The organism is Paracoccus ravus, from assembly GCF_004522175.1.
GTDB lineage: Bacteria > Pseudomonadota > Alphaproteobacteria > Rhodobacterales > Rhodobacteraceae > Paracoccus > Paracoccus ravus.
On record NZ_SDEB01000008.1, the window covers coordinates 116,745 to 140,247 of the forward strand.

Annotated in this window: 21 protein-coding genes; 14 read left to right on the top strand and 7 right to left on the bottom strand. The window is 63.6% G+C overall.

The window, feature by feature from the left end:
- Positions 1 to 11 precede the first annotated feature (11 nt).
- The 3 genes from ESZ60_RS09085 to serB all read right to left on the bottom strand — a co-directional run bounded on the left by ESZ60_RS09085 (position 12) and on the right by serB (position 3,183).
- Positions 12 to 1,487 carry an ABC transporter substrate-binding protein gene (locus ESZ60_RS09085; RefSeq protein WP_425331315.1) on the bottom strand — a complete coding sequence of 492 codons (1,476 nt, stop codon included), beginning with the start codon at positions 1,485 to 1,487 and terminating at the stop codon, positions 12 to 14.
- Positions 1,488 to 1,539: 52 nt separating this feature from the next.
- Entirely contained in the window at positions 1,540 to 2,232 is a 693-nt protein-coding gene (locus ESZ60_RS09090) for a CDP-alcohol phosphatidyltransferase family protein (protein ID WP_134680251.1), read from the bottom strand.
- Positions 2,233 to 2,307: 75 nt separating this feature from the next.
- On the bottom strand, positions 2,308 to 3,183 hold the full coding sequence (gene serB / locus ESZ60_RS09095; RefSeq protein WP_134680252.1) for a phosphoserine phosphatase SerB: 876 nt from the start codon (positions 3,181 to 3,183) through the stop codon (positions 2,308 to 2,310).
- Positions 3,184 to 3,372: 189 nt separating this feature from the next.
- Between serB and ESZ60_RS09100 the strand changes: the two genes are divergently transcribed.
- From ESZ60_RS09100 to hspQ, 4 genes are all read left to right on the top strand, one after another.
- Positions 3,373 to 4,527: a phosphoserine transaminase gene (locus ESZ60_RS09100; RefSeq protein ID WP_134680253.1), complete on the top strand. Its 1,155-nt coding sequence runs from the start codon at positions 3,373 to 3,375 to the stop codon at positions 4,525 to 4,527.
- 118 nt (positions 4,528 to 4,645) lie between these two features.
- Entirely contained in the window at positions 4,646 to 6,235 is a 1,590-nt protein-coding gene (gene serA / locus ESZ60_RS09105; RefSeq protein ID WP_134680254.1) for a phosphoglycerate dehydrogenase, read from the top strand.
- 65 nt (positions 6,236 to 6,300) lie between these two features.
- Positions 6,301 to 7,047, top strand: a complete 747-nt coding sequence (locus tag ESZ60_RS09110; protein WP_134680255.1) for a metallophosphoesterase — start codon at positions 6,301 to 6,303, stop codon at positions 7,045 to 7,047.
- 133 nt (positions 7,048 to 7,180) lie between these two features.
- Positions 7,181 to 7,513 carry a heat shock protein HspQ gene (hspQ, locus tag ESZ60_RS09115; protein WP_134680256.1) on the top strand — a complete coding sequence of 111 codons (333 nt, stop codon included), beginning with the start codon at positions 7,181 to 7,183 and terminating at the stop codon, positions 7,511 to 7,513.
- A gap of 569 nt (positions 7,514 to 8,082) precedes the next feature.
- On the opposite strand, the gene ESZ60_RS09120 is transcribed toward hspQ, so the two are convergent.
- Together ESZ60_RS09120 and ESZ60_RS09125 are read right to left on the bottom strand one after the other, a co-directional pair.
- Positions 8,083 to 8,637 carry an ATP-binding protein gene (locus ESZ60_RS09120; protein ID WP_134680257.1) on the bottom strand — a complete coding sequence of 185 codons (555 nt, stop codon included), beginning with the start codon at positions 8,635 to 8,637 and terminating at the stop codon, positions 8,083 to 8,085.
- Positions 8,634 to 8,978 (bottom strand): STAS domain-containing protein, encoded by a 345-nt coding sequence (locus tag ESZ60_RS09125; protein WP_134680258.1) that lies wholly within the window; start codon positions 8,976 to 8,978, stop codon positions 8,634 to 8,636. Before ESZ60_RS09125 ends, ESZ60_RS09120 begins: the two co-directional genes overlap by 4 nt.
- 224 nt (positions 8,979 to 9,202) lie before the next feature.
- Here ESZ60_RS09125 and ESZ60_RS09130 point away from each other — a divergent pair, with 224 nt between their 5' ends.
- From ESZ60_RS09130 to ESZ60_RS09145, 4 genes are read left to right on the top strand one after another with little or no spacing between them, the layout of a single operon-like run.
- Positions 9,203 to 10,609 carry a circularly permuted type 2 ATP-grasp protein gene (locus tag ESZ60_RS09130; RefSeq protein ID WP_134680259.1) on the top strand — a complete coding sequence of 469 codons (1,407 nt, stop codon included), beginning with the start codon at positions 9,203 to 9,205 and terminating at the stop codon, positions 10,607 to 10,609.
- A 9-nt stretch (positions 10,610 to 10,618) separates the two neighbouring features.
- Complete coding sequence (locus ESZ60_RS09135) at positions 10,619 to 11,578, top strand: alpha-E domain-containing protein (RefSeq protein WP_134680260.1); 960 nt, start codon at positions 10,619 to 10,621, stop codon at positions 11,576 to 11,578.
- A gap of 9 nt (positions 11,579 to 11,587) precedes the next feature.
- Positions 11,588 to 12,394, top strand: coding sequence for a transglutaminase family protein (locus tag ESZ60_RS09140; RefSeq protein ID WP_134680261.1), 807 nt, complete (start codon positions 11,588 to 11,590; stop codon positions 12,392 to 12,394).
- Positions 12,395 to 12,447: 53 nt separating this feature from the next.
- Positions 12,448 to 13,173, top strand: a complete 726-nt coding sequence (locus tag ESZ60_RS09145; protein WP_134680262.1) for an Ntn hydrolase family protein — start codon at positions 12,448 to 12,450, stop codon at positions 13,171 to 13,173.
- Here ESZ60_RS09145 and mutS read toward each other — a convergent pair.
- On the bottom strand, positions 13,170 to 15,803 hold the full coding sequence (gene mutS, locus ESZ60_RS09150; RefSeq protein ID WP_134680263.1) for a DNA mismatch repair protein MutS: 2,634 nt from the start codon (positions 15,801 to 15,803) through the stop codon (positions 13,170 to 13,172). The two genes, ESZ60_RS09145 and mutS, sit on opposite strands and share 4 nt — an antisense overlap.
- 147 nt (positions 15,804 to 15,950) lie before the next feature.
- Here mutS and ESZ60_RS09155 point away from each other — a divergent pair, with 147 nt between their 5' ends.
- The 6 genes from ESZ60_RS09155 (at position 15,951) to ESZ60_RS09180 (ending at position 22,597) form a co-directional block, all read left to right on the top strand.
- Entirely contained in the window at positions 15,951 to 16,790 is an 840-nt protein-coding gene (locus tag ESZ60_RS09155) for a hydratase (protein ID WP_134680264.1), read from the top strand.
- Between the two features lie 135 nt (positions 16,791 to 16,925).
- On the top strand, positions 16,926 to 18,032 hold the full coding sequence (locus ESZ60_RS09160; protein ID WP_134680265.1) for an ABC transporter substrate-binding protein: 1,107 nt from the start codon (positions 16,926 to 16,928) through the stop codon (positions 18,030 to 18,032).
- Positions 18,033 to 18,077: 45 nt separating this feature from the next.
- Entirely contained in the window at positions 18,078 to 18,923 is an 846-nt protein-coding gene (locus ESZ60_RS09165) for an ABC transporter permease (RefSeq protein ID WP_134680266.1), read from the top strand.
- Positions 18,920 to 19,702: an ABC transporter permease gene (locus tag ESZ60_RS09170; RefSeq protein ID WP_134680267.1), complete on the top strand. Its 783-nt coding sequence runs from the start codon at positions 18,920 to 18,922 to the stop codon at positions 19,700 to 19,702. Before ESZ60_RS09165 ends, ESZ60_RS09170 begins: the two co-directional genes overlap by 4 nt.
- Positions 19,699 to 20,736 carry an ABC transporter ATP-binding protein gene (locus tag ESZ60_RS09175; protein WP_134680268.1) on the top strand — a complete coding sequence of 346 codons (1,038 nt, stop codon included), beginning with the start codon at positions 19,699 to 19,701 and terminating at the stop codon, positions 20,734 to 20,736. The genes ESZ60_RS09170 and ESZ60_RS09175 overlap by 4 nt, the downstream gene beginning before the upstream one ends.
- A gap of 142 nt (positions 20,737 to 20,878) precedes the next feature.
- A complete protein-coding gene (locus ESZ60_RS09180) occupies positions 20,879 to 22,597 on the top strand; it encodes a glycosyltransferase 61 family protein (RefSeq protein WP_167620097.1) in 1,719 nt (572 codons plus the stop codon).
- Positions 22,598 to 22,609: 12 nt separating this feature from the next.
- On the opposite strand, the gene ESZ60_RS09185 is transcribed toward ESZ60_RS09180, so the two are convergent.
- Positions 22,610 to 23,377, bottom strand: coding sequence for a WecB/TagA/CpsF family glycosyltransferase (locus tag ESZ60_RS09185; RefSeq protein ID WP_134680270.1), 768 nt, complete (start codon positions 23,375 to 23,377; stop codon positions 22,610 to 22,612).
- Positions 23,378 to 23,503: the final 126 nt, after the last annotated feature.

A 23,503-nucleotide genomic window follows, 5' to 3' on the forward strand; every position in this document is an offset into this window, starting at 1 on the left:
GCCCCCCGCGCTTATTCGCTCCAGCGTACCTTGGTCAGGTCATTGGCCGGCATGGGAGCGTTTTCCCAAAGTCCCTCGATCCCGGCCTTGGCCACGCCGGTTTTGGCCAGTTGGAACAGGAAGCCATTGGCATAATCATCGGCAAGAATTTCCTGCGCCTTTTTCAGCAGGTCCGAGCGGGCAGCCGGCTCGGTCGCGGCCCCGAGTTCCGCCATCACGCGTGCAAATTCCTGATTGGCATAATTGAAGTAATATCCGTCGCGGGCATAGATCCCGATATCCATCGGCTCGACATGGCTGATCACCGTCAGGTCGAAATCGGCATTCTTGAACACCTGCTCAAGCCATTGGGCCCATTCCATATTCGTGATCTCGGTCTTGATCCCGACCGCTGCCAGTTCGGCCTGAATGATTTCACCGCCCCGGCGCGCATAGGGCGTCGGCGGCAGGGCAAGCCGCAGCGTCAGGTTTTCGGCCCCGGCCTCGGCCAGAAGCGCCTTGGCCCGCTCTGGGTCATGGCCCGATTTCGCCGTCAGATCGACATAATCGGGATTGTGGGGGGCGAAATGCGTGCCGATCGGCGTACCATAGCCGAACATCGCGCCTTCGATGATCTCGCTGCGGTTCAGCGCGTGGGCAATGGCCTCGCGGACCTTGATATCGGCAAGGGCGGGATGCTTGTGATTCATCGCGAGAATCGTCTCGCCTTCGGTGGTGCCGACAAGCACCTTGAAGCGGGGATCGGCCTCGATCTGCGCCAGTGTCTCGGGCGCGGGATAGATCGGGAAAGCGTCGATATCACCGGCCATGATCGCGGCATAGGCGGCACTCGGGTCCGGGACAAAGCGGAAGGTCGCGGATTTGAGCATGGGCTTTTCGCCCCAATAGCCGTCGAAGGCGGTCAGGGTGATATGGTTGCCCTGTCCCCATTCCTCGAAGCGGAACGGTCCCGTGCCGACGGGCTTAGTCGCGTTCGACGCGGCGCTTTCGGGCGCGACCATCACCGCGTCGCCCCAGGCCATCTTGAAGGGAAAGCCGCCATCGGGCGCTTTCAGCGTCACCCGGACGGTCTGTGGATCGACCGCCTCGACCTTGTCTATCCCCTCGAACAGGGCCTTCTGCGCATTCGTGCTGTCGGCTCCGCGTGCGCGGTCGAGCGAAAAGATCACGTCCTGCGCGTCAAAACCGGTGCCGTCATGGAAGCTGACACCGGGGCGCAGGTGGAATACATAGCTCGCGCCCCCCTCGGTCACATCCCAGGACGATGCGAGCCCCGGCGCGACGCTGCCATCCGGGCCGATCCGGGTCAGACCCTCGAACAGATTGGCATAGACAACCTCGTCGATGGCGGCGGCCGCATTGCCCGTCGGGTCCAGGTTTGGCGGCTCAAGCACCATGCCCAGAGTGATCCGGTCCGAGGCGGCCCAGCCGGCCGAGGCCGACAGGGCGGCCAAAGCCGCAGCAGCAAGGAATCGTTCAAGCATCATATGTCCCCCAAGGCATCCTGAGAGACAGCTTTTCAACCAAAGAAAGCCGTGTTCAAGCCCGCTTCTCGGTCAGCTGCTGCAGAAAGCCCGCACAGCTCAGCCAGAGCGAGGTCAGCAGCAACCCCCACCGGGCCAGGCTGTCGGGGTGGAAATTGACCAGCACGGCCCAGACCGCAAAGCCGACCCAGGCCATCGTCACCGGCAGCGAGATCGCGCGCCAGCGCCGGGTGCGGACAGGATGGATGAATTTCACATTGCTGAACATGGTCGCCGTGAGCGCGACCACGACGAAGAGAATGATCCAGAAATTCGGCTCGAGCGCGAAAAGGACCAGCACCACCATGTTCCAGCAGGCCGGAAAGCCGGCAAAGGAATAATCCTTGGTCTTCATCCGCGTATCGACGAAATAGATCACGCTGCCATAGGTGATGGCGATGATCGCGATCCAGCCCGTCCAGCCCGGCAAGAGGCCGGATTTGAACAGCGCATAGGCCGGGATGAACACATAGGTCAGATAGTCGATGATGAGATCCATCAGGACCCCGTCATAGGTCGGCCAGTTGACCCGGACATGGTAGCGCCGGGCCAGAGGCCCGTCGATCCCGTCGACGATCAGGGCGATCACCAACCACAGGAACATCAGTGACCATTCGCCATCGGCGGCGGCCAGCAATGCAAGCATGGAGAGGACCGCGCCGGTCGCGGTCAGAAGATGGACAGACAGGGCTTTGTAGCGAAGGTTCATGACCCGCTTCTGTCATCGAATGGTCGCATTCGCAAGTTCGCGGTCCCGTGAATGCGCGTCACGCCCCGGCAATGCTCAGCAGATGAACTCGTCGGCGGCATAGCCCTGAAGATAGAGCAGCGCGGTGAGATCGGCGTGATTGATCCGCAGCGCGACCTGTTCAGCGACGACCGGCTTGGCATGAAGCGCGACGCCGCTGCCCGCAAGCTGCAACATACCGAGATCATTCGCGCCATCGCCCACGGCCATCGCGTCGGCCGGGGTCAGGCCGCGTGCGGCGGTGATGGTTTCGAGCGCCTCGACCTTGGCTTCGCGGCCCAGGATTGGCAATCCGACATGGCCGGTCAGCACGCCCTCATCGGCCAGAAGGTCATTCGCGCGATGTTCGTCAAAGCCGAGCGCGGCCGAAACCGGGCCGGTAAAGACGGTGAAGCCGCCCGAGACCAATGCCGTATAGGCACCTTGCGCGCGCATGGTCGCGACCAGTTCCTTGCCCCCCGGGGCCAAGGTGATCCGGCTTTCGAGCACCTCGCCGATCACCGATTCCGAAAGCCCCGCGAGCAGGCCGACGCGGGCGATCAGCGCCTCGTGGAAATTCAACTCGCCATTCATCGCCTGTGCGGTGATGGCGGCGACACGCTCGCCCACGCCCGCGAAATCGGCCAGTTCGTCGATGCATTCCTGCCGGATCATGGTCGAATCCATATCCGCCAGCAGGACCGATTTGCGGCGTCCTTGCGTCGGCTGGATCGCCAGATCGAAGCCCTTGGCTTGCAGGATCGCCCAGATGTTCCAGAAATCTGCGGGCAGGGTTTCAACCGGAAATTCCGCAGCGATTCCCTGATTGAGCCAGAGGACATGGCCGCCATTCCAGTCCTGCCGCAATTCGTCGACAAGCGCGGTTGCGAGATTGGCGCGATCAGGGGCGGCAAGGACGGTGATGGTGAACATGGGGCCTCCGCAGCAGATAGTTGCGCGCAGGACTAGCCAAAGCGCGCCCCGGCTTCAATCGAACAGGGCGGATTAAAATCTTTTGCGTCACCCTGGAAAAAATTCTTGCCTGAATCATGGGCGGGTTATATGGCCGTCAGCGGGACACGCCGCCCCAACGCGGCGCTATCTAGCTGGAAGGCTACACATATGAGCATGACTGCTCCGGCTGCGCGCCCGGTCAATCCGCGCTTCTCTTCGGGCCCCTGCGCGAAGATTCCGAATTTCTCGCTCGACATGCTTGCTGATGCGCCTCTGGGCCGCTCGCACCGTGCAGCGATCGGCAAGTCGAAACTTGCCGAAGCCATCGACCTGACCCGCGAAGTCCTTGGCGTTCCCGCTGATTATCGCATCGGCATCGTTCCGGCCTCCGATACCGGTGCCGTCGAAATGGCGCTGTGGTCGCTCTTGGGCCCGCGCCATGTCGAGATGTTGGCATGGGAAAGCTTTGGCGAAGGCTGGGTCACCGATGTCGTGAAACAGCTGAAACTGGACGCCACGACCCGCAAGGCCCCCTATGGTGAAATCGTCGATTTCGCCGAAGTCGATTTCAACAATGACGTGGTCTTCACGTGGAACGGCACCACCTCGGGCGTTCGCGTTCCGAATGGCGACAGGATCCCGGCCGACCGCGAAGGTCTGACCATCTGCGACGCGACCTCGGCCGCTTTCGCGATGGATCTGCCCTTCGACAAGCTCGATGTCGTGACCTTCAGCTGGCAGAAGGTTCTGGGCGGCGAGGGCGCGCATGGCGTCCTGATCCTGTCGCCCCGCGCCGTCGCCCGTCTGGAAAGCTACACCCCGGCATGGCCGCTGCCCAAGATCTTCCGCATGACCAAGGGCGGCAAGCTGATCGAGGGCATCTTCAAGGGCGAGACGATCAACACGCCCTCGATGCTTTGCGTCGAAGATTACCTCGTTGCGCTGAAATGGGCGCAAACTTTGGGTGGTCAGAAGGGTCTGGAAGCCCGCGCCAATGCCAACTCGGCAGCCGTGCGCGATTTCATCGCGGGCAAGGACTGGATCACTGATCTGGCCGTGGACCCGGCGACGGCCTCGACGACCTCGGTCTGTCTGAAATTCACCGACCCGCGCATCAAGGACGGTGCGGCTTTCGCCAAGGCGGTCGCCAAGCGTCTGGAAAAAGAGGGCGTGGCGCTGGACGCCGGTGCCTATCGCGACGCGCCGGCCGGCCTGCGCATCTGGTGCGGCTCGACCGTCGAGGCATCCGATGTCGCGGCGCTGATGCCGTGGATCGAATATGCCTTCAACGCCGAGATCGAAGCTCAGGCCGTCGAGGCCTGATTGATCTGACCGGACCGGGGGCGCTGCCCCCGGACCCCCGGGATATTTAGACAAGAAAGAAGCTGACTTGCGGTGCGCGCGGCGCGACGCCGACCCCGCATATCCAGAGGATAGAAAAATGCCCAAGGTTCTCGTTTCGGACAAGCTTTCGGAAACCGCGGTCCAGATCTTCCGCGACCGTGGCGTCGAGGTGGATTACCTGCCCGATGTCGGCAAGGACAAGGAAAAGCTGGCCGAGATCATCGGCCAATATGACGGCCTCGCGATCCGCTCGGCCACCAAGGTGACCGCGAAGCTCTTGGAAAGCGCGACCAATCTGAAGGTCATCGGCCGCGCCGGGATCGGCGTCGATAATGTCGAGATCCCCGCCGCCTCGAAGAAGGGCGTGATCGTGATGAACACGCCCTTCGGCAATAGCGTCACCACCGCCGAGCACGCCATCGCGCTGATGTTCGCCGTTGCGCGTCAACTGCCCGAGGCCTCGGCCTCGACCCATGCCGGGAAATGGGAGAAGAACCGCTTCATGGGCGTCGAGGTCTTCAACAAGACCCTCGGCATCATCGGCGCGGGCAATATCGGCTCGATCGTGATCGACCGCGCCCTCGGCCTGCGCATGAAGGTCCTGGCCTATGATCCCTTCCTGTCGGAAGAGCGCGCACTGGAACTGGGCGTGAAGAAGGTCGAGCTGGACGAGATGCTTGCCAAGGCCGATTTCATCACGCTGCACGTTCCGCTGACCGAGAAGACCAAGAACATCCTGTCGCGCGAGAACCTCGCCAAGACCAAGAAGGGTGTGCGCATCGTCAATGCCGCGCGCGGCGGTCTGATCGACGAGGAGGCTTTGGCCGAGCTGCTGAAATCGGGCCATGTCGCCGGTGCTGCTCTGGATGTTTTCGCGACCGAGCCGGCAACCGAAAGCCCGCTTTTCGGCCTGCCGAACGTGGTCGTGACGCCGCATCTGGGTGCCTCGACCAATGAGGCTCAGGAAAACGTGGCCCTGCAGGTCGCCGAGCAGATGGCGGATTACCTGTTGACCGGCGCCGTGCAGAACGCGCTGAACATGCCTTCGGTCACCGCCGAGGAAGCCGCCGTCATGGGGCCCTGGATCAAGCTCGCCGGGCATCTGGGTGCCTTCATCGGCCAGATGACCGATGAGCCGATCAAGGCGATCAATGTGCTTTACGATGGCGTCGCCTCGGAAATGAACCTGAAGGCGCTGAATGCCGCGGTGATTTCGGGCGTGATGAAGGCGACCAATCCCGACGTGAACATGGTCTCGGCCCCGGTCATGGCCGCCGAGCGCGGCGTGCAGGTTGCGACCACGACGCAGGGCAAGACCGGCGTGTTCGACGGCTATATCAAGGCGACCGTGGTCACCGAGACCCGTGAGCGTTCGATTGCGGGCACGGTCTTCAGCGACGGCAAGCCGCGCTTCATCCAGATCCGGGGCATCAATGTCGATGCCGAGATCGGCCAGCACATGCTTTACACCCGCAACAAGGACGTTCCGGGCGTGATCGGCGCTCTGGGCACGACGCTGGGCGATCTGGGCGTGAACATCGCGAACTTCACCCTTGGCCGTACCAAGGCCGCGGATGACGCGATCGCGATCCTCTATCTGGACGAGGAACTGAAGCCCGAGGTCATTGAGGCGCTGCGCGCCACCGGCAAGTTCGTTCAGGTTCGGCCGATCAATTTCGAAGTCTGATCGCTTCGCTTGCGCCTGCCAGCCCCCGGAGTAACCTCCGGGGGCTTTGTCATTCGGAGTTACTCATGCGCAGCTATGTCATCGGCGATATTCATGGCCATCTGGACCTGCTGAAGGCGGTCCATGCGCGGATCGCCCGGGATGATGCTGCACATGGCGGCGGCGGCCAGATCGTGCATGTGGGCGATCTGATCGACCGCGGTCCGGATTCTCGGGGCGTCGTGGAATATCTGATGCGGGGCCAGATGGACGGCAGGCCCTGGATCGTGCTCAAGGGCAATCACGACCGGTTCTTGTCGCGGTTTCTGGCAGATCCGGGCTGGATCGATCAGGGCCTTGCCTCGCGGCGGCACTGGCTGGACCATCCCAATCTGGGGGCAGCGCAGACACTGGCATCCTATGGCGTCGATCTCGCGGGCCGCAGCCATGCCGAATTGCACGAGGCCTTGCTGCGGGCGGTTCCGCCGGCCCATGCCGATTGGCTGGACCGTCTGCCTTTGTGGCATGCTCTGCCGGAAGCCATTATCGTCCATGCCGGCATCCGCCCTGGCATCCCCATCGAGCGGCAGGCCGAGGATGATCTGGTCTGGATACGTCACGGCTTTCTTGACGACCGGACGGATCACGGCAAACTCATCGTGCATGGCCATACCGTGGTCGATCAGGTGACGCATTTCAGCAACCGACTGGCGGTCGATACCGGCGCGGCATATGGGCGTGACCTGAGCGCCGTTCTGTTCGAGGATGGCAATATCCACCTGCTGACAGATCAGGGGCGCGAGGCGATCTGTCATGCGGATGGCGCTTGGTGAGCGCAGCAAGCGCGCCGGACGTCAGGATTCGGGCGCTTTTTTGCGCAATCCGCACGGGGCGCGGCGGGGGACGGCCGGTTGTGGACAGTCGGGGCATGCCGCGTTAAGAGCGCGGTGCAGAAGGAATAGCACGATGCGGATCCCGGCAAGAACGGCGAAATACAACCTCGGGCAAGTTGTCCGTCACCGCGAGCACCCGTTTCGCGGGGTGATTTTCGATGTCGATCCGGAATTCGCCAATACAGAGGAATGGTACGAATCCATTCCCGAAGAGGCGCGCCCGGCCAAGGATCAGCCGTTCTATCATCTCTATGCCGAGACCGACGCCACCTATTACGTCGCCTATGTTTCCGAGCAGAACTTAGTTCCAGACAGTTCTGGCGAGCCGCTGGATCATCCCGAGGTCGATGTGATGTTCGGGGAATTCCGTGACGGTTTCTACCCGCTGCAATTTGGCCTGAACTAAGGTCCGTGGACATTCGGCATGAGGCGATGATCATCGCAGCCAGATATCATTTGACGGTGTAGCAGCAGCTATTGTTTTCGTGTCGCGCGGCTCGGGCTCGGTATTTTCTGGGTCATCGTGAAGAGATTGTCGACCGGCTGTCCCAACGTAGAGGCCGTGTCGCTTGGGCTTCCGGCGCGCTAGCGGCGGATAGGGTCGCGTCGTCGCGCGCCGATCTCTGTTGCACGCCGATCCGCGTCGAAGGGCGTTTCCACGCGAATGGCTGCGAATGCCGTGGGATGAGGGGGTGCGCCACCTTGCAACTCAATGGACCGACCCGGCTGCAGGGCGAAATCAGTCGGTTGTTTAGGCGCATCGATCAACGCGGCGCGTCCGGTCAGGCCCGACCTGCTCCCGCCACAGAGCGGTCTGCGCAAAGAAGCGGCCAACCTTGTCCCAGGCACCACCGTCACGCGTCTTGCCGTGTCCAAGACCTGCCCAAGGCCGATGCGTCGTCACGATTTGCGGCTATCGCGTTCGGCGTTCCCTTCGGGCCTGTCGCCTCGGGGATCAGGTCAGGGGCCACTTGCCTAGACCTGAGCCTGTTCCGCGGCTGCCGTTGGCACGATGGGCAATTGGGTCTCGGCGACGGGTATCGTGAAGGCGAGGAAGTTTCGCGGCCCTTCACGGAAATAGCTGAGCGAGCTTGCGACATTCTGGATCAGGAACCAGCCGAAGCCGCCCTCGGGCAAGGCAAGGCTGTCCTCTGAGATCAGGGACAATTCGCGCAGGGCCCTTGGGGCAAGGCAGTCCGCGGGCAGGGGGATGCCGTCATCGGTGACGGCGCAAGCGATGCCGCCGACATGCCGCACGATCCAGAGATGGATCAGCGGGGGACCGTCAGGCCGTACCCGGCCGCTGTCCAAGACCGGGTCGCCATGCTGGCAGACATTGTTCAGCGTTTCGGCCAAGGCGAGTTCGAGCCTGGACAGAACCTCGGGCGAAGCGCTGCCGGCGAATTGTTCGCGCATGAAGATCAGCGTGTCGCGCACGGTCGATGGATCCGCGCGAAACTGCCGGTGCATCACCGGCTGTCGGTCCGGATCCATCTTGTAGAGGCGGCATTGTTCGGTCCCGCCTGTCATTCCACCCGCCGTTCGGCCGTCTGGCCTGTATCCGAGGCGGGCCGAATGGCAATCACGCTGTCCATGCGGGTCAGGCGAAACACGCGTTCGACATTGGGTGTCAGGCCGATCAGCGAAAAGCTTCGTCCCGCAGGCATGGATTTGTAGATCGCTATAATGGCCCCGAGGCCGGAACTGTCCATGAATTCGACCGCGGAGAGGTCCAGAACCACCCGGTCACCGCCATGCGCGACCAGGCTCCTGATCCGGTCCTTGAAGGCCAATGCGATGGCGGCGTCGATCCTTCGCTCGTCGACTTGGATGGTGACACCATCGCTTTGCGGAAACAGGTTCAATTGCATGGCGGCCCTCTGGATGACAATTTTTTTTGAGGGTTACGACGAAAAGATTAGGAAATCGTAACTTGCCGATCGGGACGGGCCGACAGCCTTCTGCCGGTTTGCAGGGCAGGGACTGCCGTCCGATGCGGCATCGGGGAACTTCCCGCGATCTTTTCTGTTGGCCTGATGGACACTGACGGCCTGATTGCGAAGATCATGGGCAAGAGGTGAGGGAAAACCTTGGAATGTATTACAATGAAATGATCGAAGAAGGTGCCGTTCGCGCGCCCTATGCGATGTTGTCCGACTGGGTCGAAACCATGCCTGCCGAGATCCGGCAGATGAAACAGGCCGAGGCCGAGGCGCTGTTCCGCCGCATCGGGATCACCTTCGCCGTCTATGGCGAGGGGGGCGATCCGGACCGGCTGATCCCCTTCGACATGATGCCGCGGGTTTTCCTGCAAAGTGAATGGCGCCGGCTCGAACGCGGCATCAAGCAGCGCGCCCGTGCGCTGAACGCCTTTCTGCGCGACGTCTATTCGCGGGGCGAAATCGTCCGCGCGGGGCGCATCCCGGCGCGCCTCGTCTATCAGAACGAGGCCTATGAAAAGGCGGTGGTCGGCATCGTCCCGCCGCGCGGCGTTTTCTCGCATATCGTCGGCATCGACATCGTACGCACCGGGCGCGACGATTTCTTTGTCCTCGAGGACAATTGCCGAACCCCGTCCGGCGTCAGCTACATGCTGGAAAACCGCGAAATCATGATGCGCATGTTCCCCGGGCTCTTCCGCAACAACCGCATCGAGCCGGTGGACCAATATCCCGAACTTCTGCGCCGCACGCTGGCCTCGGTCGCGCCGGCGAAATGCGAGGGCACGCCGACGGTCGTGATCCTCACGCCCGGCCATTTCAACAGCGCCTATTACGAGCACAGCTTCCTTGCGAACCTGATGGGCGTGGAACTGGTCGAGGGCAGCGACCTGTTTGTCGATGGCGGCTTTGTCTACATGCGCACGACGCAGGGGCCAAAGCGCGTGGACGTGATCTATCGCCGCATCGACGACCCTTTCCTTGATCCGCTGTGCTTTCGCAAGGATTCCATGCTGGGCGTGCCGGGGCTGATGGATGTCTATCGCTCGGGCGGGGTGTCTATTGCCTCGGCGCCGGGAGCAGGCGTCGCCGATGACAAGGCGGTCTATACCTATGTCCCCGAAATGGTGCGCTTCTATCTGGGCGAAGAGCCGCTCTTGCAGAATGTCCATACCTGGACGCTCTGGAAGGATGACGATTACCGCTATGTCATGGAGAACCTCAAGGATCTCGTGGTCAAGGAGGTGCATGGCTCGGGCGGCTACGGCATGCTGATCGGACCCAAGGCCAGCAAGGCCGAGATCGAGGAATTCGCCCTGCGCATCAAGGCCAATCCCGGCAATTACATCGCCCAGCCGACGCTCGCGCTTTCGACCAGCCCGACCTTTGTCGATGAGGGGATTGCGCCGCGCCATGTCGATCTGCGGCCCTATTGCCTTTGCGGCGACCGGGTCGAACTGGTGCCCGGCGGTTTGACGCGGGTGGCGCTGCGCGAGGGCTCTCTGGTGGTGAATTCCTCGCAGGGCGGCGGGGTCAAGGACACCTGGGTCTTGACGGAATAAGGAGGCCACATGCTCAGCCGCACCGCAGCCAACCTGTTCTGGATGGGCCGACATCTGGAGCGTGCCGAGACCGCCGCGCGCCTTCTGGATGTGGGTGCAAGGATCACGCTCTTGCCCAACACCCCCGAGGGCTACCGCAATGAATGGGAATCGCTTTTGCGCGCGTCGGGGTCGCAACATACCTTCGCCGAGCATTACGACAGCCAGATCAACCAGGAGAATATCGAATCCTGGCTATTCTTTGACGCCGAGAACCCCTCGTCGGTTGCCTCTTGTATCGAGCGCGCGCGCGAGGGCGGGCGGATCATCCGCACGGCGCTGACAAGCCAAGTCTGGGATGCGCTGAATACCGCCTTTCAGGAGTTGCGGCAACTCAAGAACCGGCCCCGCAGCCAGATCGACACCGCGCTTCTGACCGATTTCACCACGCGCCACGGCGCGACCGTGCGCGGCGCGATCAATGCCAGTCAGTTGCGCAATGACGGCTGGCATTTCATCAACCTCGGTTATTCTCTGGAGCGCGCGGACGCGACCTCGCGCCTGCTTGATGTGAAATATTTCGTCCTCTTGCCCCGGATCGAATTCGTCGGATCTGGCCTCGACAATTACCAATGGCAGGTGATCCTGCGCGCGCTTTCCGCGCATCGGGCATACCACTGGGCCTATGGTGGCGATGTCACCGCGCATAAGGTGGCGGATTTCCTGATCTTGAACGGGGAAAGCCCGCGATCGCTTCTGACCTCGCTTTACGAGGCGGTGTGGAATCTCGACGGGCTGGCGCGGCGCTATGGCGATCAGGTGCCGTCCTCGGCCTCGGCGCAGGCCCGCCAGACGCTGGACGCCCTGATGGCGCGCGATATCGACGCGATCTTTGACGAGGGGCTGCACGAGTTCCTGACGTGGTTCATCGGCGAGATCTCGGCCATCGCGAATGCGGTCCATGACGATTACTTCAGCGGGCGGATGTAGGGGGTAGGGATGAAGCTGAAAATCCTTCACGAGACCAGCTACAGCTATGACACGCCCGTCGAAGCGCTGGTGCAGAGCCTGCGGTTGACTCCCTCGGCGTTTGAGGGGCAGAGGGTCGGGGAATGGGTCATTTCCGTCAGCGGCGGCCAGCGCGGCGCGGCGTTTCGCGACGGGGCGGGCGACTGGATCGAGGCTTGGACGGTGCGCGGTCCGGTCGATGTCGTCACCGTCTCGATCGCCGGGGTGATCGAGACGCGGGATACGGCGGGGGTTCTGCGCGGCCATCGCGAAAGCGTCAATCCGTTGGTCTATCTGCGCGACACACCAGCCACGGCCAGCGACGAGGCGTTGCAGACTCTGGCGGATTCCGTCGAGGGCGAGGATGCCTTGGACCTGGCCCATCGGCTTGCCGCCGCAGTCAATGAGGCAATCGAATTCGTCGAGGGCGCGACCGAGGCCTCGACCTCGGCGGCCGAGGCCCTGGAACTGGGGCAGGGGGTCTGTCAGGATCATGCCCATGCGCTGATCGCCTGCGCCCGCGCGCGCGGTCTGCCGGCACGCTATGTCTCGGGCTATCTGCATTCCACCGAGGACGGCAAGCCGCATGACGCCGCCCATGCCTGGGCCGAAATCCATGTGGGGTCGCTGGGCTGGGTCGGTTTCGACGCCGCCAATGCCTGCTGTCCCGACGAGCGATATGTCCGTCTGGGATCGGGACTTGACGCGCAGGACGCCGCGCCTGTGCGGGGCATGGCCTTCGGGATCAGTGTTGAAAGTCTTGACGTGCGTGTCCATGTCGAAGAGGTCCAGCAATAGCCGCAGTTGCGCGGCACCAGGTGCGGCTTGGAACGAAGCCGGGAGTGGCGGCAATGACCTATTGCGTGGGTTTGAAACTGAATGCAGGGCTGGTCCTTCTGTCGGACACCCGCACCAATGCGGGGCTCGACAATATCGCGACCTATCGCAAGATGTTCTTCTTCGAGGAACCCGGCGAGCGGGTGATCGCCATCATGACCGCGGGCAGCCTTTCGGTCACCCAGACGACGCTGGGCCGGTTGCAGGAGGCGATCGACGAGCCCGATGCAGACGAGACGACTTCGATCATGCAGGCGGGCTCGATGCTGCAGGTGGCGACGATCATCGGCGATACGCTGAACCGGACGCGGCGCGAGATCGCGGAACAGACCCGCGAACTGGACCAGCAGGCCAGCGCCAGCATGATCGTCGCGGGGCAGCGCCGGGGCGGCGAGATGCGCATGTTCCTGATCTATCCGCAGGGCAATTTCATCATGGCGACCGAGGACACGCCCTTCTTGCAGATCGGCGAGCATAAATACGGCAAGCCCATCCTCGACCGGGTGGTGACGCCCGAGACCAGCCTTGCCGATGCGCAAAAGGCGGTGCTGCTGTCGATGGATTCGACGCTGCGTTCGAATCTCTCGGTCGGGATGCCGCTGGATATGGCGGTGATCGAAAGGGGCGATCTGCGGCTCTCGCACAAGCGCCGCATCCATGAGGGAGACCCCGCCTTCATGGCCATGTCGGCCGCTTGGTCCGCCGCGCTGCGCGACAGTTTCGGCAAGGTTTCGATCTAGGCCTGCGCGAGCATCCCGCGTAATTCATAGACCAGATCCAGCGCCTCGCGGGCGCTGATCATGTCGGGGTTCAGCGCGCGCAGGCGGTCCTCGACGATCGAGGCCTTCGGTGCCGCCACGGGCGGCGGCGGTGGCGCGGCGCGGAACAGCGGCAGATCGTCGAGCAGGGCTGCAGGCTTGCCCGCCCCCTCGCGCTCGCCGCTTTCAAGCTGGTGCAGGATTTCCTTGGCGCGCTCCACGACCGAGGGCGGCAGGCCCGCCAGCCGCGCGACCTGCACGCCATAGGACCGATCCGCCGCGCCCTTCAGGACCTCATGCAGGAAGATCACCTCGCCCTCCCATTCGCGCACCGCGACGGTGGCGTTCTCGACGCCGGGCAGGCGGGCGGAAAGCGAGGTCATCTCGTGGTAATGCGTGGCGAAAAGCGCGCGGCAGCGGTTCTTGGCGTGCAGATGCTCCATTACCGCCCATGCGATGGAAAGCCCGTCCCAAGTCGCGGTGCCGCGCCCGATCTCGTCAAGGATCACCAGCGCATGGTCGTCGGCTTGGTTCAGGATCGCGGCGGTCTCGACCATCTCGACCATGAAGGTCGAGCGGCCCCGCGCCAGATCGTCCGCCGCCCCGACGCGGCTGAACAACTGACTGACCATGCCGATATGGGCCGCGCGCGCCGGGACAAAGGCCCCGGCCTGCGCAAGGATTGCAATGAGCGCGTTCTGGCGCAGGAAGGTCGACTTGCCGGCCATGTTCGGGCCGGTCAGCAGCCAGATCGCGGGGGTTTCCCCCTCGGTCAGGGCGCAATCATTGGCGACGAAACTCTCGCCCTTGCGCTTCAACGCGCGTTCGACGACCGGATGGCGGCCGCCCTCGATCACGAAGGCGCGGCTGGCATCGACCTGCGGCTGCACCCATCCCTCGCCCGAGGCGATATCGGCGAAAGCAGCGTTCAGGTCGACTTCGGCCAGCGCCCGCGCGGCCTGCCCGATCTGCGGGGCTAGGTCGAGGACGGCGCGGCACAGGCGGGTGAAAATCTCACGCTCGATCTCCAAGGCGCGGTCGCGGGCGTTGAGGATCCGGGTTTCCAGTTCCGAAAGCTCCACCGTGGTAAAACGGATCTGGTTCGCGGTGGTCTGGCGATGAATGAAGCGTTCGTTCAGCGGCGCGGCCAGCATCCGCTCGGCATGGGTCGAGGTCGTCTCGATGAAATAACCCAGCACGTTATTGTGCTTGATCTTGAGGCTCGTGACCCCGGTCTCGGCGATGTAATCGGCCTGCATGCGGGCGATAACGCCACGGCCCTCGTCACGCAGGCGCCGGGTCTCGTCGAGGTCATTGTCATAGCCCGGCGCGACGAAGCCGCCATCGCGAGCCAGAAGCGGCGGTTCCGCCACCAGCGCCTCGTCGAGCAGGTCAATCAGCGTGTCATGGCCGGTCAGGTCGCGGGCGGCGTCGGCAAGGATGCGGATCTCGTCATCGCCGAGCATCGCGGCAATGCTGCCGCCTTGCGTCAGGCCCGCGCGGATCGCCGCGAGATCGCGCGGCCCGCCGCGTTCCAGCGCCAGCCGAGACAGAGCGCGGTCCATGTCGGGGGCGCGCGCGAGCGCCTCGCGCAGATCGGCGGTCAGTCGCGGGTCATCAACCAGCGAAGCCACCGCGGCTTGTCGCGCATGGATCAGGTCCAGATCGCGCGAGGGGGCGCTGATCCGGCGTTCCAGAAGCCGCGCGCCCCCCGCCGTCACGGTGCGGTCGATGGCGGCCAGTAGGCTGCCCTCGCGCCCGCCCGAAAGCGCCTGCGTGAGTTCCAGATTGCGACGGGTTGCAGCGTCGATCTGCATCGCGCCACCCGCCGCCTCGCGCACCGGCGGGCGCAAAAGCGGCATCCGGCCCTTTTGCGTCAGGTCGAGGTAATCCGCGATCGCCCCCATCGCGGCCAGTTCGGCGCGCGAGAAATGACCAAATCCCTCAAGCGTTTCCACGTGGAACAGCGCGCAAAGACGCCGCGTGGCCGAGGCGCTGTCGAAGCTGCCCGCAGGCAGTTCGGTCAGGGCGGTGCCCGCATCCGTGGCGATGTCATCGAGCCGCGAGCCCTCGGCGGCCAGAAGCTCGCGCGGCGCGTGGCGGGCAAGCTCGGGGGCGAGACGCGGCTCGGGGCAGGGCATGACGCGGAACTCGCCGGTCGAGATATCGACCCAGGCCAGGGCCGACTCGTCCCGGACCTGCGCGAAACTGGCAAGGAAATTGTGGCGGCGCGCCTCGAGAAGCGATTCCTCGGTCAGCGTGCCGGGGGTGACGAGGCGGACCACATCGCGGGCAACGACGGATTTCGCGCCGCGCTTGCGGGCCTCGGCGGGGTCTTCCATCTGCTCGGCGATGGCGACGCGAAAACCCTTGCGGATCAAGGTCAAAAGGTAGCTTTCGGCGGCATGGACCGGGACGCCGCACATCGCGATGGGCTCGCCCAGATGCGTGCCGCGCTTGGTCAGGGCGATGTCCAGCGCGCTTGATGCCGCAACCGCATCCTCGAAGAACATCTCGTAGAAATCGCCCATCCGATAGAAGAGCAACGCCCCCGGATTGGCCTCGCGGATCGCGAGATACTGGGCCATCATCGGGGTAGGTTGGTCGCTCATCTTCCGGCCTGTGCATTTTGGGCTAAGCCCTTCTAGGGGAACAGGCCCTCAATGCAAACCTTGTCGCGGTAAAGTTGCGGAATTCCCCGTGACACCAACCCTCGCTTCATGCAACGTCACGCAAAAGACCAATTGACCGAGGGGCAGATGAGAGCGTTGATTCTGGGCGCAGTTCTGGCGTGCTGCGTGACGGCGGCGGAGGCCGCCTGCCCGGATGTCTCGCTGATGCAGAATGCCGCGCGGGGCTGGATCGCGGGCCAGCGCTTGCCCGATCCGCTGTTGCGGCGGATGGATGACGCGCTTTGCGGCTACGATTCCTTTCGCGGCGTGCTCGAGGCAGAGCTGGGTCCGCCGGTGGGCGTTAAGGTCGGCTTCGCCTCCGATGACGAGCGTCGCCAGTTCGATGTCGAGGGTCCGCTGGCCGGCGCGATCTTTGCCCCGATGCTGGTGCAGGATGGCGCGCGGCTTAGCCTGAAGGGCAGCCGCAACCCCCAGTTTCAGGCCGGGCTGGTGGTGACGGTCGGAGCGAATTCGATCATGCAGGCCCGCAGCCGCGAGGATGTGGCGGCGGCGCTGCGCGATGTCCGTCCCTATCTCGAATTGCCCGATTTCGCCTATGCCCGGGGCGTTTCGCCTTCGACGGTGCTGATGGCGACCTATGGCGGGATGCCCTGGCGCGGGGTGCTGGGCGGGGGCATCGCCATGTCGGATCTGCCTGACCCGGTCGCCGATCTGGAGCGAATGGCGGTCGAGTTGCGGCTGAACGGACGAATCGTGGCCGAGGCACAGGGCGGCATGCTGATGGGCCATCCGCTGGACGCGGTGCTCTGGCTGATCGAACAGCGCCGCTTCGACCTCAAGCGCGGCTCGATCATCGCGCTGGGATCTTTTGCCAGCTTCGGCCCCGCAACCGCGGGTCAGCGGATCGAGGTCGATTACAGCCTTGCGGGGAAATCCATGGATGTCCGGGTCACGCTGACGCCGTAATGTCGTCAAAAACCGCCCTGAGCGGAAAAGAAATCGTTTTGTCTTTGGGGGTTTGTGTCGCAACACTGTCACCGGGCGTCGCTAGGTGGCACGGGATGCCGCCGCTAGCGGCACAGTTGGAACGGAGTTTGCGACATGACGATACACTCGACCGCGACCGGACTCGCTGCCTTATTCGCGCTTGTTACGACCGGCGCGGCCTCGGCACAGGACCTTGCCGCGCTGGAGGCGGCCGCCAAGCAAGAAGGCATGCTCACCACCATCGCGCTGCCCCATGACTGGTGCGGCTACGGCGCGGTGATCGAGGGCTTCAAGAAGAAATACCCCGAAATTCAGGTCAACGAACTGAACCCCGATGCCGGTTCGGCCGATGAGCTTGAGGCCATCCGCGCCAATAAGGACAACAAGGGTCCGCAGGCCCCCGACGTGATCGATGTCGGCCTGTCCTTTGGCCCGCAGGCCAAGGCCGAGGGCCTGATCCAGCCCTATAAGGTCGCGACTTGGGACACGATCCCGGATGATGCCAAGGATGCCGAGGGCTTTTGGTATGGCGATTATTACGGCGTCATGGCCTTTGGCGTGAATACCGACCTGATCGACAGCGCGCCGAAAAGCTGGAAGGACCTCACCAAGCCCGAATATGCCAATGCCTTCGCGCTGGCCGGTGATCCGCGCGCCTCGGCGCAGGCGATCATCTCGGTCATGGCGGCCGGCATGGCCAATGGCGGAGAGGCAGGCGAGGCTTCGGGCCAGAAGGGCATGGAACTGATGGCCGAGGTGAACAAGGCCGGCAATTTCGTCCCCGTGATCGGCAAATCCGCCACCATCGCGCAGGGTGCGACCCCGATCGTCACCGCCTGGGATTACAACCTTTTGTCCTGGCGCGACGGGCTGAACGGCAACCCGCCGGTCGAGGTCATCATCCCCGAGGACGGCGTCGTCGCGGGCGTCTATGTGCAGGCGATCTCGGCCTATGCGCCCCACCCCAACGCGGCCAAGCTGTGGATGGAATACCTGTATTCAGACGAAGGGCAGCTGGGCTGGCTCAAGGGCTATTGCCATCCGATCCGCTTCAACGATCTCGTCAAGGCCGGCAAGGTTCCGCAAGAGATGCTGGACGCTCTGCCCGAGGCCTCGGCCTATGAAAAGGCGGTCTTCCCGACGCTAGAACAGCAAGAGGCCAACAAGAAGGTCGTGACCGAAGGTTGGGATACGGTCGTCGGCGCGGCCGTCAAGGAATAAGGCAGGCCAGCCCCGCCTTCGGGCGGGGCTGCTTCGGGGACCGTGATGAGAACTGGCTGGAACTGGCTGGGCGTGCTGCCCTTTTTCGTCTTTGCCGTGCTGTTTCTGGTATTGCCCACGATGAACATCGTCATTGGCGCATTCCGGAACCCGCAGGGTGAATTCACCCTGGCCAATCTGGCCGGGCTCTCCGCGCCGCGCATCGTCGACAGCTTTGCGATCTCGATTCGGATTTCGCTGGCTTCGGCGGCGCTGGGCTGTCTGGTCGGCTTTGCCATGGCCGCGGCGGTGGTGATGGGTGGCGTGCCGGCATGGCTCAAGGCGCCGCTGATGACCTTTTCGGGCGTCGCGTCGAATTTCGCCGGGGTGCCGCTGGCCTTTGCCTTTATCGCGACGCTGGGCCGGGTCGGGCTGGTGACCATGCTGCTGCGGCAATGGTTCGGTATCAATATCTACGCGATGGGCTTCAACCTGCTGAGCTTCTGGGGGCTGACGCTGACCTATCTGTTCTTCCAGATCCCCCTTATGATCCTGATCATCACCCCCGCGCTCGAGGGGCTCAGGCGCGAATGGCGCGAAGCGGCCGAAGTTCTGGGCGCGAGCACCGGGCAATATTGGCGCATGGTGGCGCTGCCGATCCTGTTCCCGTCCCTGCTGGGGGCATTCGCGCTGTTGTTTGCCAATAGCTTTGGCGCTGTGGCCACGGCCTATGCGCTGACCGGATCGTCGCTCTCGATCGTGCCGATCATGCTTTTCGCGCAGATCCGGGGAGACGTGCTGCAGGACCCGCATCTGGGCTATGCCATGGCCTTTGGCATGATCGTGGTCACAGGGATCGCGAACCTCGCCTATGTGATCATGCGCAGCCGGGCGGAAAGGTGGATGCGGTGAAGCGGCTCTGGTCCTGGGGCGCGATCATCGCGGGCGCGCTCTATTTCCTGCTGCCCTTGATCGGCACGCTCGAATTTTCGCTCCGGATGCGGCGTGGGGAATATTCGCTCGATGCCTATCGTTCGGTGCTGGCCGATCCTGCCTTTCGCGCGACATTTGGCTATTCCGTGGCGATGGCGCTCTTGACCATCCTGCTGGGCGTGCTGATCGTCGTGCCGACCGCCTATTGGGTGCGCCTGCGCCTGCCGCGCCTGCGCCCGGTGATCGAGTTCATCACCCTGCTGCCCTTGGTCATTCCCGCCATTGTCGTCGTTTTCGGCTATATCAGGCTCTACAATACCTCGTCACTGCTGCCGCTGACAGGTTCGGCCACGGGCACGAACCTGCTCCTGCTCTGCGGATATGCGACCCTTGCGCTGCCCTATATGTATCGCGCCGTCGATACCGGCCTGTCGACGCTGGACGTGCGCAGCCTGACCGAGGCCGCGCAATCGCTGGGCGCGGGCTGGGTCCGCATCATCGGCAACCTGATCCTGCCCAATGTGATGGGCGCTGTGATGTCGGGGGCGTTTCTGTCCTTCGCCATCGTGATCGGCGAATTCACCATGGCGGCGCTGCTGAACCGCCCGGCCTTTGGCCCCTATATGCAGCTTCTGGGCGCCAACCGGGCCTATGAGCCGGCCGCTCTGGCCGTGATCGCCTTTGCTGCGACCTGGGGCTGCATGGGGCTGATGCAATTGATCTCCCGCCTCGCTTCTGTGCGAAGGACCGCTAGATGAGCTTTCTGAACCTCGATCACCTGCAAAAATCCTTTGGCAGCACGCAGGTCGTGCATGATTTCAGCCTGTCCGTGGACAAGGGCGAATTCATCTCGTTTCTGGGTCCCTCGGGATGCGGCAAGACCACCGTGCTGCGCATGGTCGCGGGGTTCGAGGAGCCCAGCGAGGGGCGTATCCTGATCGATGGGCAGGACGTCACGCGGCTGCGTCCGAACCAGCGTCAGATCGGCATGGTGTTTCAGGCCTATGCGCTGTTTCCCAACCTGAACGTTGCCGAGAATGTCGGTTTCGGGCTCAAGGTGGCGGGCGTGCCACGCTCCGAACGCGCAAGCCGCGTGGCCGAGATGCTGGAATTGATCGGCCTGCCGGACATGGCCGCGCGCTTTCCCTGGCAGCTGTCCGGCGGCCAGCAGCAACGTGTCGCCCTGGCCCGGGCGTTAGCGCCGCGGCCGCGCGTCCTCTTGCTGGACGAGCCGCTTTCCGCGCTCGACGCCAAGATCCGCGTGAGCCTGCGCAACCAGATCCGCGAGATCCAGCAGCAGTTGGGCATCACGACGATTTTCGTGACCCATGACCAGGAAGAGGCGCTGTCCATTTCCGACCGCATCGTCGTCATGCATCGCGGCATCGCCGAACAGACCGGAACCCCGCCCCAGATATACAACCAACCCGCGACCGAATTCGTCGCGGGATTTGTCGGCAAGCTCAATCTCTTTGACGCGACGGTGCTGGATCGGGCCTCGGGGCTGGTCAGCCTTGCCGGTTCCGAGATCCGGCTGAACCGTCCGATACCGCCCGGCCGCGTCAGCCTGGCCGCCCGGCCCGAAGGGCTGGTCCTGGCCGAAACTGGCATCCCCGCCGAGGTGACCGGGGTCGAGTTCCTTGGCTCGGTGCAGCGCCTGCGTGCGCGGGTGGGCGAGCGCGACATCGTGCTTGACCGGTTCAATACCGATGCCTCCCTGCCGCAGACGGGCGACAGGCTGCATCTTTCGCCCGAGCTTTCCCGCTGGCTGCTGGTCAGCCACGAGCAATAAATCCAAGCGCGGAGGGCGCTGCCCAAGCATGGGGTGGGCGCTTTGGCCAAAATCCGCAAAAATGCCCCAACAGGGTTGTCAGAGCCGGACGGGCAGGACAGAGTTCGGACATAGGTTTTTTGTGCATTTCGGATTATTTGCGATGAAGGCGTCCGTCAAAAGCAAAGACAATCCCGAGGTTTTCATTCCCGGACTCGATCCCGGAATGTCTTTCCTGCCCGGCGGTCAGGTGTCACCCGCCGCAAGCTTGGATCGCAAGACCGAGATCTCCTATCTCAAATCAGCGATCAGCCTGCCCCAGACCGTGGCGCTCGAGCGGATGATGCAACGCTCGGTCACCGAGCGCGACAATGAAACCAGCATCATCTTTCCGTCCTTTCCGGTCGTGGTCGAGAATTTCAGCTTTCGCGCCGGGCTGCCCTTGATCAACGGCCGGTTCGTGTTGACCGGGGCTTCCGGCACGCGGATCAGGAATGCGCTGGCAAAATCCCATGGCGAGGCCGCCGAGGCCGCCATGCATGAGCGCATCAACGCGGCTCGGGCCGTCAAGCCGCCGCTGATCCCGGTCCTGCAGGACCAAAGTCTCGAGATCCGCGGGCTGCCCTTTCTGATCGAGGCGCGCAATTATTACAATTATTACCACTTCACCTCGGAAAGCCTGATCTATCTGAGCCTTTACAAGAAATTCGGTCTGACCGGCCCAATCAGCTTTTTCACCAAGAAGGGTAATGAGCCGCGCTCTTATATCCGGCGCACGGTCGAGGATTTCTATCCGGACCTTGCCGATCGCGTCACCTTCGAAGCGGGGCGCATGCAGCATGCGCGCGCGATCATCCCCTTCAACACACGCTATTATTACCACATGACCGGCCCCGACGTGATGCCGGACATCAGGAACGGGCAGGGCAAGGTTCTGGGCCGCAGCAGCGAAGCGACCGAAGGCATGAAACCCATCGCCAAGCGCAGCCGCGATGCCTCGCTGGACGATCACCGCAGTATCGCGCTGGCCCGCGCCAGTGACATCGGCGGCCCCTTTCCCAAACGCGTCTATATCGGCCGCAAGAGCGGGCGCGACCGCGGTGTCTCGGGCGAGGGGAAGCTGATCGAGATGCTGGCCCGGCTGGGTTTCGTCGAAATGTATTTCGAGGACATGACGCCGCTCGATCAGGTCGCGCTGTGCCGGGATGTCGAGATCCTGGTTTCGGCGCATGGCGCGGGTTTCACCAATATGCTCTATTCCTCGCCCGGCGCGATCTTTGTCGAACTGAGCCATCTTCAGACCGCCCGTCACCGCTTTGGCGATTTCAACATGCATGCCGCCGCCTCGGGGGCGCGCTACATCCATTTCTTTGCCGATCATCTTTTCGACGATTCCGACCGCGTGCCCAGCATGAGCGACGATGGCCATGTCGGCGTCACGCTGAGCGATTTTGCCGTGACGCGGCTCGAAGCCTGTCTGGTCGACATGATCGAGGCCGACCGCAGCCCGGTGCTGGTCGAGGCGCGCTGGCATTTCGACAAGGGCGAATATGAGGAATGCGCGAATATCCTGGCGGATTCCCCGATGCGCTTTCTGCATTCGGAATCGGCCTATATGGCCGCAAGGGCGTTTTCCGCCGTGGGCCGGATCGCCGAGGCCAAGGAATGCTATCTGGCCGCGCTGCGCATCCAGCCGTTCCGGCCCAAGGTCTTTGCCGATTTGCTGCGCTTGCTGCAATGGCATGGTGAAGCGGACGAGTTCGAACGCCATCTCGCACTGTTCAGGGACGCCCTGCCGCGCCAGGCCCGCACATTCGAGGACAGCCTGGCGACGGATCCGACCCGCTCATCCGCCCTTTCCCAAGCCGCGGGAACGACCTGAGGCGGGACGGGCTCAGCCGCCCGCGCCGCCGCGGCGCTGTCGCCAGGCTGCAGCGGCATGGCCGGGAAGGATCGAAAAACCCTTGGCATAGCGCGTGGTCAGCCGCCGGGGGTCGGACAGAAGCCGCCACAGCCATTCCATCCTGACCCGGCGCAGCAGGCGCGGTGCCCGGCGCTGCTGGCCCGACAGGAAATCCAGCGCCGCGCCGATCGAGGCAAAGCCCACATCGGGCAGCGCGTCCCGGGCGCGGATGGCAAAGATCTCTTGTCGCGGCGCACCCAAGGCGAGAAAGCACAGCCTTGCGCCGCTGTGCCGGATGCGCTCGATGATGGCATCTGCCTCGCTTCCGTTCGGATCAAAGGGAAAGCCCGGCGCGCAGGTCAGCGCCACGCGCAGATCGGCCACACGGCTTTGCATGACCGCGGCGGCAGAGGCGAGCGAGGCCTCGTTGCTGCCGATCAGGGCGATGGGAAGCCCCAGTCCGGCCGCCTCGGCCGCGAGGGGCAGGACAAGGTCAGAGCCCGGAGCCAGCCGGACGGGGCGGGCGGCGATGCGCGACAACCAGACGATCGGATTTCCATCCGCGCAAATAAGATCCTGCGCGACATAGGCGCGGCGGAACTCCGGGCTTTCTCCCAGGCGCTGCAGGTGATCGACATTGATGGTGGCGAGGGCAAAGCCGGTCCCGCCTGCCAGACGCTTGCGGACCTGACGCAGCAGGCTTTGGGAATCGGCGCAATTGATTCGGACGGCGGCACCGTCGGCAAAGGTGAACTGCATGCGGCAAGGCTCCGGTGCGGTTTGCCGGCAGGATGGGTTGAGCCTGACCCGAATGCAATTGGATTTCGCCTGGCTCTCCGGTCCGGGTGCTGTCTCTCTGGCCAACTGGGGGGCAAGGAAAGAGGC

What these genes read in the sequence shown, in the direction of transcription:
- ESZ60_RS09185 (WP_134680270.1), bottom strand. Translation starts at nt 23,377, where the DNA reads ATGCAGTTCACCTTTGCCGACGGTGCCGCCGTCCGAATCAATTGCGCC.
- ESZ60_RS09100 (WP_134680253.1), top strand. Translation starts at nt 3,373, where the DNA reads ATGAGCATGACTGCTCCGGCTGCGCGCCCGGTCAATCCGCGCTTCTCT.
- ESZ60_RS09135 (WP_134680260.1), top strand. Translation starts at nt 10,619, where the DNA reads ATGCTCAGCCGCACCGCAGCCAACCTGTTCTGGATGGGCCGACATCTG.
- ESZ60_RS09160 (WP_134680265.1), top strand. Translation starts at nt 16,926, where the DNA reads ATGACGATACACTCGACCGCGACCGGACTCGCTGCCTTATTCGCGCTT.
- ESZ60_RS09180 (WP_167620097.1), top strand. Translation starts at nt 20,879, where the DNA reads ATGAAGGCGTCCGTCAAAAGCAAAGACAATCCCGAGGTTTTCATTCCC.
- ESZ60_RS09110 (WP_134680255.1), top strand. Translation starts at nt 6,301, where the DNA reads ATGCGCAGCTATGTCATCGGCGATATTCATGGCCATCTGGACCTGCTG.
- ESZ60_RS09145 (WP_134680262.1), top strand. Translation starts at nt 12,448, where the DNA reads ATGACCTATTGCGTGGGTTTGAAACTGAATGCAGGGCTGGTCCTTCTG.
- ESZ60_RS09085 (WP_425331315.1), bottom strand. Translation starts at nt 1,487, where the DNA reads ATGATGCTTGAACGATTCCTTGCTGCTGCGGCTTTGGCCGCCCTGTCG.
- ESZ60_RS09120 (WP_134680257.1), bottom strand. Translation starts at nt 8,637, where the DNA reads ATGACAGGCGGGACCGAACAATGCCGCCTCTACAAGATGGATCCGGAC.
- ESZ60_RS09140 (WP_134680261.1), top strand. Translation starts at nt 11,588, where the DNA reads ATGAAGCTGAAAATCCTTCACGAGACCAGCTACAGCTATGACACGCCC.
- ESZ60_RS09175 (WP_134680268.1), top strand. Translation starts at nt 19,699, where the DNA reads ATGAGCTTTCTGAACCTCGATCACCTGCAAAAATCCTTTGGCAGCACG.
- serB (WP_134680252.1), bottom strand. Translation starts at nt 3,183, where the DNA reads ATGTTCACCATCACCGTCCTTGCCGCCCCTGATCGCGCCAATCTCGCA.
- ESZ60_RS09165 (WP_134680266.1), top strand. Translation starts at nt 18,078, where the DNA reads ATGAGAACTGGCTGGAACTGGCTGGGCGTGCTGCCCTTTTTCGTCTTT.
- ESZ60_RS09125 (WP_134680258.1), bottom strand. Translation starts at nt 8,978, where the DNA reads ATGCAATTGAACCTGTTTCCGCAAAGCGATGGTGTCACCATCCAAGTC.
- mutS (WP_134680263.1), bottom strand. Translation starts at nt 15,803, where the DNA reads ATGAGCGACCAACCTACCCCGATGATGGCCCAGTATCTCGCGATCCGC.
- ESZ60_RS09155 (WP_134680264.1), top strand. Translation starts at nt 15,951, where the DNA reads ATGAGAGCGTTGATTCTGGGCGCAGTTCTGGCGTGCTGCGTGACGGCG.
- serA (WP_134680254.1), top strand. Translation starts at nt 4,646, where the DNA reads ATGCCCAAGGTTCTCGTTTCGGACAAGCTTTCGGAAACCGCGGTCCAG.
- ESZ60_RS09090 (WP_134680251.1), bottom strand. Translation starts at nt 2,232, where the DNA reads ATGAACCTTCGCTACAAAGCCCTGTCTGTCCATCTTCTGACCGCGACC.
- ESZ60_RS09130 (WP_134680259.1), top strand. Translation starts at nt 9,203, where the DNA reads ATGTATTACAATGAAATGATCGAAGAAGGTGCCGTTCGCGCGCCCTAT.
- hspQ (WP_134680256.1), top strand. Translation starts at nt 7,181, where the DNA reads ATGCGGATCCCGGCAAGAACGGCGAAATACAACCTCGGGCAAGTTGTC.